Here is a 13,681-nt window from a genome sequence, read left to right as displayed (position 1 = left end):
TAGTTTGAAAATACAAGGAAACATATTAGATATTCATAGCAAGCGTATTTTTAAAGGTGAAATTACTGTTCAAAATGGCATGATTACCTCTGTATTAGAGAAGAATCATGATATTGAGCATTTTATCTTACCCGGGTTTGTAGATGCACATATCCATATTGAAAGCTCTATGTTAGTGCCATCAGAATTTGCGAGAATAGCTGTAAAACATGGAACAGTGGCAACGGTGTCTGACCCGCATGAAATAGCCAATGTTTTAGGGGTAGAAGGCGTTGAGTTTATGATTGAAAATGGAAAGCAAGTGCCTTTTAAATTTAATTTTGGGGCACCGTCTTGCGTTCCTGCTACTAATTTCGAATCGGCTGGTGCAGTTATCAATTCTAAGGGAATAAAAACGCTACTTGAAAATCCAGATATAAAATATTTGGCAGAAATGATGAATTACCCAGGAGTGATTTTTGATGATTCAGAAGTCATGAAAAAAATAGCTTGGGCAAAGCAATTTAACAAGCCTATTGATGGACATGCTCCAGGTTTAAGAGGAGAAGACCTTACCAAATATATTAGTGCAGGTATCACAACCGACCACGAATGCTTTACCTACGAAGAGGCTCTAGAAAAGCTTCAGAAAGGGATGAAGATTCTAATGAGAGAGGGGAGTGCTGCCAAAAACTTTGAGGCCCTTATAGACCTTTTACCAGAGTATTATGAAAATATGATGTTTTGTAGTGATGATAAGCATCCTGATGACCTTTTAGAGAGCCATATTAATAGTATGTGTACTAGAGCGGTTGCTAAGGGAATCGATGTATTTAAGGTTTTACAAGTCGCTTGTATAAACCCAATTAGTCACTATGGACTAGATATTGGTTTACTGCAAAAAGGAGATTCTGCAGATTTTATCGTTGTTGAAGACCTTAAAACTTTTAAAACCATACAAACATACATTGATGGAGTTTGCGTATTTAATAATAATAAATCATTGATTAAATCGGTTTCATTTAAGACTCTCAATAATTTCAATTGCTCAAAAAAGGATACGATTGATTTTGAAATTTTGGCATCTTCAGAAAAAATTAGAGTCATTGAAGCTCATGAAAGCCAGTTGGTGACCAACGAAATTATTGAAAAGGCATTCATAAAAAACGGGAAGTTAGTATCTAATCCAGAAACAGATGTTTTAAAAATGGCCGTTGTTAATAGGTATAAAAATGAAGATATAGCTGTGGCATTTGTTAAAAATTTTGGATTGAAGGAGGGGGCCATTGCGTCTTCTGTAGGTCATGATTCGCATAATATTATTGCTGTTGGAGTTACAGATGAAGCGATTTACAGAGCGGTTAATTTGATTATTGAAAACCAAGGTGGAATTTCTGCCGTATCTAGTCATAACGAAAAGGTTTTGCCGCTTCCTGTTGCTGGAATTATGAGCGATAAAGGGGGAGTTGAGATAGGAAAGGTATATCAGGAAATAGATAATATGGCAAAAGGTTTAGGAAGTCCGTTAAAAGCACCCTATATGACCTTGTCCTTTATGGCTTTGCTGGTTATTCCATCATTAAAATTAAGTGATAAAGGTTTATTTAATGGCGATGATTTTAAATTCACTCCTTTACAATTTCACAAAACCCATTAACAAGATTGCACATCTAGAATATGCCTATAATAGAATCAAAATATAAACCCCGATTTTATTTTAAAAACGGATTTGTTTCAACTGTGTATGCCGGTTTAGTAAGACGTGTATACTTAAATCAAGAGCGTGAAAGGTTAACATTACCAGATGGTGATTTCATGGATTTAGATTGGAGTTTTGCAAAAACTAAAACCAACAAACTTATTATACTCTTGCATGGTCTGGAGGGAAATGGGCAGCGCCCGTATATGACTGGACCTGCTAAGCTTTTTAATCGAAATGGTGTTGATGCCGTTTGCGTTAATTTTAGAGGTTGTAGTGGAGAGGATAATTTGAAATTTAGAAGTTACCACTCTGGAGCAACCGAAGATTTAGAGGCGGTGATAAATCATGCTATTCACGTAAAAGGATATTCCGAAATATGTTTAAAAGGGATTAGTCTTGGGGCTAATATGATTTTGAAGTATTTAGGAGAAGACCGAATAGTTCCAGATCAAGTTAAAGCGGCTATAGCCGTATCGGTTCCTTGTTATTTATTGGGGGCGGCTAAGGCATTATTAACATTTAAAAATCGTTTATATCATGATCGGTTTTTAAAATACCTGCTGACCCGAATTAAAGAAAAGCAAAAGAAATTTCCAGACAGATTAAGTCAGTATGAGCTGGATTCAATCAAAACCCTAGTAGATTTTGATGATATATATACGGCAAAGGCACATGGGTTTGAAGATGCTTTAGATTATTACGCTAAGTGTAGCAGTTTGCAATTTTTATCAAATATTAAGGTGCCAACTCTTATCATTAATGCGTTGAATGATTCTTTTTTGTCTCCTGAATGCTACCCTGTAAAAGAAGCCAAGAACAACTCAAATTTGTATTTAGAAATGCCACAATATGGCGGGCATTCAGGTCTTATCGATAAAAAGAATATTTACTATAATGAAACTCGGGCGCTTGAGTTTTATAATGATAAGGCTTAGTTTTTCAAAACTTCTGGAAAGGTGTCCACCGCTATGTTCCATAAATATGGAAGTACGAGATATACAAAAAGCGTCAAAATTAGAATTGAAATGATATTCATAATTATTCCTTTTCTAACCATATCAGGTATCCTTAAATAACCTGAGCCAAAAACAATAGCATTAGGAGGGGTTGCTACAGGAAGCATAAATGCGCATGAAGCGGCCACGGCAGTGCCCACCATTAAAACGAAAGGATGCATATCTATGGTTAAGGCCATTGGGGCCAATACTGGTAAAAGCATGGCGGTTGTAGCTAAGTTAGATGTGATTTCCGTTAAAAAGTTAACCGAAGCAATCAATAGTAAAATCAAAACAATTGTGCTTACGCCAACCAAAGTGGTCATCTGGTTTCCAATCCAAAGTGCAAGGCCGCTGGTTTCAAAGCCTTTTGCCAAGGCCATTCCGCCACCGAATAATAGGATGATGCCCCATGGTAAATCCTTGGTGTCTTTCCAAGACATAATGTTCGTTTTTTTCGTTTTTGATGGAATTAAAAATAGTACCAGCGCAAATACAATGGCTATGACAGTATCATCAATATTGGGCAATATTTTTTTCAGCAAAAAGGAACGTGTTATCCAACAAAAAGCGGTGGTGGCAAAAACTATGGCAACGGTTTTTTCCTCATATGTCATCTTTCCAAGGGATTGCAACAGTCGCTTGATTTCCTGTTTGCCTCCCGGAAATTCTTTTTGATTAAAAGTGAAGGCGAACGAAGTTAAATATTTCCAGCAGATTGCTAAAAGAATCACCGAAATAGGAAACCCGAAAATAAACCATTGCGAAAAGGTAATTTCATAACCGTAAGCTTCAGAAACTACACCAGCCAGTACTAGGTTTGGTGGAGTACCAATAAGAGTAGAGATTCCACCAATGGAAGCACTATAGGCTATTCCGAGCATCAGGGCCTTTCCAAATATTAAATTTTCATCTTCGTCGGTTTTAGGATTATCTTTTAGCTGTTTGATAATGGCAATACCAATGGGGAGCATCATCACGGATGTTGCCGTATTGGAAATCCACATGGACAAAAATGCTGTGGCCATCATAAAACCTAAAATAATGTTTTGCACGTTGGAGCCAATGACATTAATAATATTCAAAGCGATGCGTTTGTGCAAATTCCATTTTTCAAGAGCGATGGCAATGATGAAACCGCCCAAATATAAAAACACAAATTTATGCCCAAAAGAGGCCGTGGTTGCCCCAATGTCCAAACTCCCCGAAAGGGGGAAAAGTACAATAGGCAATAAAGCGGTAGCTGCAATGGGAATGGCTTCGGTGATCCACCAAACGGCAATCCAAACCGCGGAGCCTAAAACGGCATTGGCCTCCTCCGATAAGCCTTCGGGGGCAAAAAACAACCGAATCAATATAAATAGTAGGGGTCCTAAAACCAAACCGATACGCTTCGATGTTTTCATGGATTCCTTTTGAGGATTTAGTGCTTAAAAATAGTTTATTTTTTATTCGATGGAGACAAAAGCATAGAATGAAATGGGTAAAATTAGAAAATAGTAGGATAAGATCCTACAACATAAACCTATGTTAAAGTGATAGATTGGAACTTTATTCATAGCAATTTTTAATACCTTGATAGCAAAAACTGAGATTATGCCAGCATTCAACTTAAAAATTAATAACAAAACGTATTCTGTAGAGGCAGATGCAGACACTCCTTTGTTGTGGGTGTTAAGAGATATAATTGGCCTTGTAGGCACAAAGTTTGGTTGTGGCATAGGTCAATGTGGCGCATGCACTATTCATGTAGATGGCAATGCCATGAGAAGTTGCCTCTTGCAAGTTTCACTAGCTGAAGGCATGAATATTACTACTATTGAGGGACTTTCAAAACATGGCGATCATCCTGTGCAACAGGCTTGGAAAGAGGTTGACGTACCTCAATGTGGATACTGTCAAGCAGGGCAAATCATGACGGCTTCTGCTTTTTTGAAGTACAATCCGAGCCCTTCCGATGAAGAAATTAGAAATGCCATGCACGGTAATATCTGCAGATGTGCGGCATATAACAGTATTGAGGAAGCTGTTAAAGTGGCATCTAAGAAATTAAGCTAATTAATTGATAAAAAAAACAATGGCACTTTCAAATAAAAATTCATTCAGTAGAAGAGATTTCTTAAAAACCTCTGCCTTGGCAGGTGGCGGTATGATTATTGGGTTTAACATATTCAATGCGTGTAAATCGGATGTTCGACTCCCGGTAGATTTAAGTCAGCTTAATTATAAAGATTTCAATGCATATATTAAAATATCCACAGAAGGGAAGGTAACTATTTATTCCGTAAATCCAGAAATTGGCCAAGGCGTAAAGACGTCAATGCCCATGATAATAGCAGAAGAATTGGATGTGGCTTGGGAAGACGTGTATGTTGTGCAAGCACCATTGGATACAGAGAATTATAGCAATCAAACTGCGGGAGGGAGTCAGTCTATTAGAAGAAGTTGGCAACCGCTGCGAGAAACTGGAGCCACCGCGAAGCAAATGCTCGTAAATGCGGCCGCGGCAACTTGGGGGGTAGATGCAAATACATGTTCGGCAAAAAAAGGTGTAATTTCTAATGCCAATGGTGATACTTTAGGGTATGGCGATGTGGTAGACGCTGCAGCTGTTTTAGATGTTCCGAAAGATGTTACTTTAAAAGACCCTAAAGAGTTTACCATTATAGGTAAAGGGAAAAGTAATGTAGACATTGATAAAATCATCACGGGAAAACCTTTATTTGGATTGGATTATAAGGAGGAAGGAATGGTGTATGCTTCAGTATTACGACCGCCTGCATTCGGACAATTATTAGAGTCTTATGATGCCTCAAAAGCCAAGGCGCTGCCTGGTGTTATGGATGTAATTACCATTGGAGAAAAAGCCAGAGCTATGTTGAGCAATGGCAAACCAAATTGGAGCGTAAAATTAAGTACTACGGATAAAGTAGTGGTGATTGGAAAAACAACTTGGGATGTTATTAAGGGTAAAAAAGCATTATCGGCTACTTGGAAAACGGAAACAAGTCTAGAAAGTTCAGATGATCATGATAAAAAGTTATTGAATTTAGTAAACGGTAAAAAATTTAGAACGCGACGTAAGGATGGCGATGTAAAAAAAGCATTTGCCGATGCGGATAAGGTTATAGAACGGGTTTATACATCCACGTTTTTACCACATAACACTATGGAGCCTATGAATTTTTTCGCCAACGTAACTTCTGACAAGGTACATTTGGTAGGGCCAACGCAAACGCCAGAAGCGGCGGAAGAAGGAGTGGCGGCTATGTTGGGACGATCTAAGGATGATATTCATGTCGATTTAACTAGAATGGGAGGCGGTTTTGGCAGGCGTTTATATAACGATTATGTTATGGAAGCAGTCGAAATTTCAGATGCTATCAAGAAACCTGTTAAAATGATATCGACAAGAGAGGATGATATGACAACAGGTGTGTATAGACCTGCAGCCAAATACAAAATTGCAGCATCTATTAAAGACGGGAAATTAACGGGCTATCATTTAAAAGAGGCCTGTATAAACGGCAATATGTATGGTTTGATTCCAAACTTTTTTCCAGCAGGTGCTATTGAAAATTATCAAGTAGATAGTGCGCGACTAAGGAGTAATATTACTGTAGGAGCGTGGAGAGCACCCTACACCAACTTTTTGGCAACGGCAGAACAAAGCTTTTTTGATGAACTTGCTGAGGAGTTAGGGATAGACCGTGTAAAATTACACATGGATTTATTGGAGAATGTTAAAAAGAACCCCGATCCAAACATAGAGTATAGTCCAGATAGGTTGCAAGGAGTTTTGAAAACGGTAATTAAAAAATCTAACTGGGGAAATACACCTGAAGATGTTTACCAAGGTTTATCAGTGTATTATTGTCATAATACTCATGTAGCTGAAGTGGCAGATGTAGTTATGGAAAATGGTGTGCCAATTGTTAAAAAGGTAACATGTGCTATAGACTGCGGTATTGTTGTAAATCCCTTAGGAGCCATGAATCAGGCACGAGGAGGTGTTTTGGATGGTATAGGGCATGCTATGTATGCTGATTTTGGTTTTAAAGATGGTAGGCCATTGGCTAATAATTTTAATGGGTACCAATTGATACGCATGGCGCAAACCCCAAAAGTAGAAGTGCATTTTATTGAAAGTGATATTGCACCAACAGGTCTAGGTGAACCAACATTACCACCAGTAGGTGCGGCTGTTGCAAATGCCATTTATAAGGCCACTGGCAGGCGTTTAACGAAGCTACCCTATATGAATAATATGGATGTTGATGAGAAAATTTTAGGGTAACCCCATTGGTGTAATGATAAAATGCCTTAAGAGTAATGGCTTTTTCGATAAAGTATGACACACGAATTTAAACAAATTATTGAGGAGGCCATTAAAGCAAAGAAAGACGGATTAAAGTCTGTTTTGGCTTCGGTGGTAGATTTAGATGGTTCCTCTTATCGTAGGCCAGGTGTTCGGATGCTAATTCTGGAAGACGCCACTATGATTGGGGCAGTAAGTGGCGGTTGTGTTGAAAAGGAAGTATTGTTGCAAGCGCAATCTGTTTTTAAAACGGGGCAATCCAAAATGATGACTTATGACGGCAGATACCGTTTGGGATGTGAAGGGGTTCTATATATTTTATTGGAGGAAATTAAAACAGATATTAGATTTGAGCAGGTTTTTTTCAGATGTTTAAACGATAGAAAAACATTTGAAGTCATATCACGCTATAAAAAGGAAGCAGGTGTTTTTGAAGGTATTGGTTCAGATGTAAAAATCGATAAGGATTATTTTTCCCTTTCATGTAAAAGCGAAAAACACTCTGATAGATTGGTATTTAGCCAAGAGATGCCACCGTGTTTCAAATTGATGATTATTGGAGCGGAACATGATGCTGTTCAATTATGCCAATACGCGTCTTTAGCAGGGTGGGAGGTTACCATTGTTGTTGGTGTTTCGGAAGCAAAGTTGATTAAAAACTTCCCTGGAGCTAAGGCTTTAATCACAACCACACCTGAGGATTTAGATGTCAATAATATCGATAACCAAACCGCTGTGGTTTTGATGACACATAATTTTGCTTACGATTTACGCCATTTGGTAGCATTAAAAAATACCAACCCAAATTATATTGGGCTTTTGGGCCCCACAAAACGGCGCGAGGATTTATTATCCCAATTTATCGAGTATTGTCCCGAAATTTCTGATACATTTTTAGAAACAATTCACGGTCCTGCCGGATTGAATATCGGTTCTGAAACTCCTCAAGAAATTGCAATTTCAATAGTTTCTGAGATTTTGGCTGTGACAAGAAAACGCAACCCCGTATCCCTAAGTAAAAAGCCGGGTAGTATTCATTCCAAATATTAAGACTTGGCACATTCTTCACATATTGCCATAGCCATTTTGGCGGCAGGGGTTTCAACAAGAATGGGAAGTCCGAAACAGCTTTTAAAATGGGGCGAAAAATCATTGATGCATCATGCGATTGAAACTTCAAAAGCGACAAAAACGAAGGAAATTTTTATTGTTCTAGGAGCAAATCACGAAACAATATCTTCAGAATTAAAGGAAACCAATGTATCTATAATAATTAATTATGAATGGCGTCAAGGTCTTGGTAAATCTATTGCGTGTGCTGCTAGGTTTGTAATGGATTCTAATAAGAGAGTAGACGGGCTTTTAGTTGTTTTAGTAGATCAGCCGTTTGTAACTACTTCATTTTTAAAAAATATGTTGACAAACTTCGGTACAGATAATAAAGAGATCGTTGCAACTCATTATAATGATTATAAAATAGGTGCGCCAGCCTTATTTGATAAAACTTATTTTAAAGCGTTATCCCTATTATCAGGCGATGAAGGTGCAAACTCTTTAATTAAAAAGCATAGTAATTTCGTTAAGATACTAAAGCCTGATTTTAAAAACTACGATATTGATACACCTGAAGATTACAAAAATTTGAGTAGTCATTAATATTGAAGAGGCTTAAGTTATAGTTTTGGCTTTTAAAACTAGTTTCGTAATTTAGAAGTATGAGCAGATCTCCAATAGATAAAGCATTAACTCCTGAGCGTTTTGAAAATCTAAAGACTGTTGCTCCGCAAGAGAATAGTGTGGGATTTAAAAGTATAGCAGCCGCAGTTGGTCAGGCCTCGAAATATATGAATCCTACTAATGCGCTTAGATTGGCAAAAAAAATGAACCAGAAAGGTGGCTTTGATTGTCCGGGTTGTGCATGGCCAGATCCTGATGATGAGCGTTCCTCTCTCGGTGAATTTTGTGAAAATGGTATTAAAGCGATTGCAGAAGAAGCTCAAAATAGAACTATTGGAGTTGATTTTTTTGAAAAACATTCGGTTAATGAATTAGCGAGTTGGACAGATTTTAAAATTGGAAAATCTGGACGTTTAGCACAGCCTATGTTTTTAGCCGAAGGCGCTGCGCATTATCAACCTATTAAATGGGAAGCTGCCTTTAAAAAAGTAAGTGCGCATTTAAAAGCACTTAGTAATCCTGATGAAGCAGTATTTTATACGTCTGGCAGAACAACCAATGAAGCTGCGTTTTTGTACCAATTATTTGTTCGTGAATTTGGAACTTCAAATTTGCCAGACTGCTCAAACATGTGCCATGAAGCCAGTGGAAAAGCACTCTCTGAAACATTAGGTATAGGAAAAGGTTCTGTTACGTTAGACGATTTGTATAAAGCTGAAGTGGTTATGGTTGTAGGTCAGAATCCAGGAACCAATCACCCTAGAATGTTGTCGGCATTAGAAAAATGTAAAAAGAATGGCGGTAAAATAATTGCTGTAAACCCCTTGCCCGAAGCTGGGTTAATAAAATTTACCAACCCACAAAATCCAATGAAGTTACTTACGGGAGGTACACAGATATCAGATGTGTTTGTGCCTATTACAATAAATGGTGATGTGGCATTTTTTAAAGCATTATTACTCAAACTTCTGGAGAAAGAAGAAGCGCATGGGAATGTGTTCGATAAAGATTTTATAAAGGATTTTACGAGCGGGTTTAACGAGTTTATATCGGATTTAAAGACACATAGTTTTGATGAATGCTTAAAAGCTTCCGGAGTTAGAAAAGAGGTTTTTAATGAGGCTTTTGAATTAATACTTACAAAAAAGAAGATTATTATTTGCTGGGCTATGGGCTTGACACAGCATGAGAATGCAGTGGATAATATCCGAGAATTAGTAAACTTGTTATTGCTTAAAGGTAGTATTGGAAAGGAAGGGGCAGGTACCTGTCCGGTACGGGGGCATTCTAATGTGCAAGGGGATAGAACCGTTGGTATTTGGGAAGCGGCTCCTCAAGCCTTTTTAGATAACATTGAAGCTAAATACGGTTTTAAACCGACAGCAAAACATGGTTACACCGTTATAGATGCAATCAAAGCTATGTACAAGAAAAAAGCAAAAGTGTTTTTTGGATTGGGAGGTAATTTTATATCAGCAGTTCCAGATACGAGATATTCTGCTCAGGCATTAGCTAATTGTAGTTTAACGGTGCATGTTAGTACTAAGTTGAACCGCTCGCATTTAGTAACAGGTAAGGAAGCATTAATTTTGCCTTGTTTAGGAAGGACAGAAAAGGATTATCAACGGTCTGGTTTGCAGGTACAAAGTGTAGAAAACTCGATGGGTGTTGTGCACACCACTAAAGGGGTTTTAAACCCTTGCTCAAAAGATTTGCTTAGTGAAGTAGCTGTGGTTTGCCATGTTGCAAATGCTACATTACAAGGGCGTTCTAAAATAGATTGGTTGAGGTATCAAGACGATTATAACTTAGTTCGCGAGGATATAGCTGAGGTTGTTGATGGTTTTGATGATTACAATACTAAATTGAATAGACCGTCTGGGTTTTATTTACCAAATGGTGCTCGAATTAGAGAGTTTAAAACCAAAACAGGAAAGGCGAATTTCTCTATTAATAAATTACCAGAATGGCGTTTGAAAGAAGACGAATTGGTTATGATGACCATCCGTAGTCACGACCAATTTAACACGACTATATATGGTTTAGATGACCGATATAGAGGTGTTTATGGTGAACGTCGAATCATTTTTATGAATAGAGAAGATATGAAACTACGTAGTTTGAAAGAACATGATGTGGTTAACCTGAGGTCTGAATATAATGCAACTATCAGAGAAGTCCATAATTTTAAAGTTGTAGGGTATGATATTCCTAAAAACTGCTGTGCCACTTATTTTCCAGAAACTAATGCTCTAGTACCTTTAGATAGTTTTGCGCATACCGCTAAAACACCTGCATCTAAGAGCGTAAAGATTACTGTTGAGAAAGTTTAAGATTTCAACAAAAACAATCCCTTAATTTTAGGTAAAAGCAATTATTATTAGATCAATTTGTGAAATTGATAATAATAGTCTTTCTAGATAAAATTCTAGATTCATTACATTAAAAAATACGTATAAATACTTAGTTTTGTATTTAAATACGTAATTTATGAAGAACATTATTGTTGTAGGAAACGGGATGGTTGGCTACAAGTTTTGTGAAAAATTTGTAGAAAAATCTGAAAGTAAAGATTTTAAAATTACTGTTTTTGGTGAAGAACCAAGACCTGCTTATGATAGAGTACACTTGAGTGAGTTTTTTGAAAGTCAAAACGCAAAGGCTTTAGAAATGGCTCCAGCATCATGGTACCAAGAAAATGGTATCGATTTGGTGGTAGATGAAAGAGTGTCTGATATCAATAGAAAAGCAAAAACCATTACTACAGCAAAAGACCGTGAGTTTTCTTATGACTATTTAGTTTTGGCAACAGGGTCTTCTCCTTTTGTTCCGCCAATAAAGGGAGTTGAAAAAGAAGGTGTGTTTGTATACAGAACCATCGAAGATTTAGAAGGCATGCTAGCTTATGCAGCTAAACTGAAAGCTGAAAAGCCCGATGCTAGAGCTGCTGTTCTTGGTGGCGGATTATTAGGTTTAGAAGCAGGTAAGGCTGTTCTAGATATGGGTTTAGAACCTCATATAGTTGAATTTGCGCCAAAACTAATGCCAAGACAATTAGATTCTAGAAGTTCTCAGGTATTAAAGTTAAAACTAGAATCTATTGGATTAAACATCCATTTAAGTAAAGCAACTAACCAGATTTTAGGTGAAGGCGCTATTTCTGGGATGGAGTTTGGCGAGGACGATATTTTAGATGTTGATATGCTCATAGTGTCAGCAGGTATTCGTCCACGCGATGAGCTAGGACGCGCTTGTGGCTTAGATGTTGGTGTGCGCGGTGGTATTGTTGTTGATAATACCATGAAAACATCAGATGATAGTATTTATGCGATTGGAGAAATAGCACTTTATAATCAAATGATCTATGGTTTAGTCGCTCCTGGTTATGATATGGCTGCCGTTGCTGTTGAGCAAATTATTGGTAATACCGAGGTTTTAATGCCTTCAGATATAGATATGTCAACTAAATTAAAATTAATTGGGGTAGATGTAGCAAGTTTTGGAGAGCCTTTTATGCCAGCATCAAAAGGGCATTCAATCATTTTTGAAAATAAGACACAGCATTTATATAAACGAATTAATGTAAGTCTTGATGGCAAATCATTACTGGGAGGTATTCTTGTTGGAGACGCATCAGATTATAGTATGCTACATCAAGTATTCTTAAATGGTATGGCTATTCCAGAAGATCCATCACAGTTAATATTACCTGCAAGTGAGGGTGGAGCTCTATTAGGAGACGTTATGGATTTACCGGATGAAGCTCAAATATGTTCTTGTGAAAGTGTAACTAAAGGACAAATTTGTGGTGTCATTGAGAGCGAGGAGGCTACAGATTTAGCTGGTGTTGTTAGTTGTACCAAAGCTGGTACAGGTTGTGGTGGTTGTAAACCTATGGTGGCAGACTTAACCAATGCAACACTTAAGTCTTTGGGGATTGAGGTTAAAGATTCAGTTTGTGAACATTTCGATTTAAACAGACAAGATCTGTATAAAATCATTCAGGTTAAAGGCTACAAGAAATTTAACGAAGTATTGGATAATCATGGAAATGGCGGACATGGTTGTGAATTATGTAAGCCGCTTATCGCTTCGTTAATGGCAAGTATTCATGCGGATACGGCCAATAAAGAGTATGCAATCCAAGACTCTAACGACAGGTTTTTAGCGAATATTCAACGTAACGGAACCTACTCAGTTGTGCCAAGAGTTCCAGGTGGAGAAATCACCCCAGATAAGCTCATTGCGCTTGGAGAAATAGCCAAGAAATACGATCTGTATACTAAAATTACTGGTGGTGTTCGTATCGATTTATTTGGTGCTACCTTAAATCAATTACCGCTAATTTGGAAAGAATTAATAAGTCATGGCTTTGAAAGTGGACATGCCTATGGTAAGTCACTTAGAACCGTGAAAACCTGTGTGGGATCAACATGGTGTCGCTACGGAATGGATGAAAGTGTAAGCTTTGGTATCGAATTAGAAAATCGTTATCGAGGTATTCGTGCGCCGCATAAAATAAAAGGAGGTGTGTCTGGATGTATTCGTGAGTGCGCAGAAGCTAGAGGAAAAGATTTTGGATTAATAGCTGTTGAAGGTGGATGGAATTTATATGTTGGAGGAAACGGTGGTGCAAACCCTCGTCATGCAGAATTATTTGCAGAGCAAATTGATAACGAAACAGTCATTAAGTATCTCGATAGATACCTTATGTTCTACATTCGTACTGCAAAGCCTTTACAACGAACGGCTGCATGGCAAGAACGATTAGAAGGTGGTTTAGATTACCTGAAAGAAGTTATTATTGAAGATAAATTAGGTATAGCTGATGATCTTGAAAAAGAAATGCAAACGCTAGTTAATAGGTTTGAGTGCGAGTGGACTCAAGCGGTTAACAGTCCGGAAATGATGAAACGTTTCAATCATTTTGTAAATAGTGAAGAAGAAGATGAAAACTTAGTGTTTGTGCCAATGAGAGATCAAAAAATGCCAGAACCTTGGGTATAATTA

At 37.6% G+C, this 13,681-nt stretch carries 9 protein-coding genes; 8 read left to right on the top strand and 1 reads right to left on the bottom strand.

What is annotated here, in order from left to right; genetic code table 11:
• Positions 1 to 4: 4 nt before the first annotated feature.
• Both ade and E5D58_RS08080 read left to right on the top strand, forming a co-directional pair.
• Entirely contained in the window at positions 5 to 1,636 is a 1,632-nt protein-coding gene (ade, locus tag E5D58_RS08085) for an adenine deaminase (RefSeq protein WP_136481343.1), read from the top strand.
• Between the two features lie 20 nt (positions 1,637 to 1,656).
• Positions 1,657 to 2,616, top strand: a complete 960-nt coding sequence (locus E5D58_RS08080; protein WP_136481342.1) for a YheT family hydrolase — start codon at positions 1,657 to 1,659, stop codon at positions 2,614 to 2,616.
• Here E5D58_RS08080 and E5D58_RS08075 read toward each other — a convergent pair.
• A complete protein-coding gene (locus E5D58_RS08075) occupies positions 2,613 to 4,082 on the bottom strand; it encodes an SLC13 family permease (RefSeq protein ID WP_136481341.1) in 1,470 nt (489 codons plus the stop codon). The two genes, E5D58_RS08080 and E5D58_RS08075, sit on opposite strands and share 4 nt — an antisense overlap.
• Positions 4,083 to 4,272: 190 nt before the next feature.
• Here E5D58_RS08075 and E5D58_RS08070 point away from each other — a divergent pair, with 190 nt between their 5' ends.
• The 6 genes from E5D58_RS08070 (at position 4,273) to nirB (ending at position 13,678) form a co-directional block, all read left to right on the top strand.
• Positions 4,273 to 4,734: a (2Fe-2S)-binding protein gene (locus E5D58_RS08070; protein ID WP_136481340.1), complete on the top strand. Its 462-nt coding sequence runs from the start codon at positions 4,273 to 4,275 to the stop codon at positions 4,732 to 4,734.
• 19 nt (positions 4,735 to 4,753) lie between these two features.
• Entirely contained in the window at positions 4,754 to 6,973 is a 2,220-nt protein-coding gene (locus E5D58_RS08065) for a xanthine dehydrogenase family protein molybdopterin-binding subunit (RefSeq protein WP_136481339.1), read from the top strand.
• Positions 6,974 to 7,027: 54 nt separating this feature from the next.
• Positions 7,028 to 8,044: an XdhC family protein gene (locus E5D58_RS08060; RefSeq protein WP_136481338.1), complete on the top strand. Its 1,017-nt coding sequence runs from the start codon at positions 7,028 to 7,030 to the stop codon at positions 8,042 to 8,044.
• 3 nt (positions 8,045 to 8,047) lie between these two features.
• Positions 8,048 to 8,650: a nucleotidyltransferase family protein gene (locus E5D58_RS08055; protein ID WP_136481337.1), complete on the top strand. Its 603-nt coding sequence runs from the start codon at positions 8,048 to 8,050 to the stop codon at positions 8,648 to 8,650.
• Positions 8,651 to 8,709: 59 nt separating this feature from the next.
• Positions 8,710 to 11,004, top strand: a complete 2,295-nt coding sequence (locus E5D58_RS08050; RefSeq protein WP_136481336.1) for an FdhF/YdeP family oxidoreductase — start codon at positions 8,710 to 8,712, stop codon at positions 11,002 to 11,004.
• Positions 11,005 to 11,161: 157 nt separating this feature from the next.
• Positions 11,162 to 13,678, top strand: coding sequence for a nitrite reductase large subunit NirB (gene nirB, locus E5D58_RS08045; protein ID WP_136481335.1), 2,517 nt, complete (start codon positions 11,162 to 11,164; stop codon positions 13,676 to 13,678).
• Positions 13,679 to 13,681 lie beyond the last annotated feature (3 nt).

Source organism: Cognatitamlana onchidii (assembly GCF_004804355.1).
GTDB lineage: Bacteria > Bacteroidota > Bacteroidia > Flavobacteriales > Flavobacteriaceae > Cognatitamlana > Cognatitamlana onchidii.
The sequence above is the reverse complement of the archived record's forward strand: the minus strand, read 5'-3'. Positions and strand labels throughout refer to the sequence as shown.

Excerpts from the sequence above, each read along its gene's own strand:
- nirB (WP_136481335.1), top strand. The coding sequence starts at position 11,162 with ATGAAGAACATTATTGTTGTAGGAAACGGGATGGTTGGCTACAAGTTT.
- E5D58_RS08080 (WP_136481342.1), top strand. The coding sequence starts at position 1,657 with ATGCCTATAATAGAATCAAAATATAAACCCCGATTTTATTTTAAAAAC.
- E5D58_RS08075 (WP_136481341.1), bottom strand. The coding sequence starts at position 4,082 with ATGAAAACATCGAAGCGTATCGGTTTGGTTTTAGGACCCCTACTATTT.
- E5D58_RS08060 (WP_136481338.1), top strand. The coding sequence starts at position 7,028 with ATGACACACGAATTTAAACAAATTATTGAGGAGGCCATTAAAGCAAAG.
- E5D58_RS08050 (WP_136481336.1), top strand. The coding sequence starts at position 8,710 with ATGAGCAGATCTCCAATAGATAAAGCATTAACTCCTGAGCGTTTTGAA.
- E5D58_RS08070 (WP_136481340.1), top strand. The coding sequence starts at position 4,273 with ATGCCAGCATTCAACTTAAAAATTAATAACAAAACGTATTCTGTAGAG.
- E5D58_RS08065 (WP_136481339.1), top strand. The coding sequence starts at position 4,754 with ATGGCACTTTCAAATAAAAATTCATTCAGTAGAAGAGATTTCTTAAAA.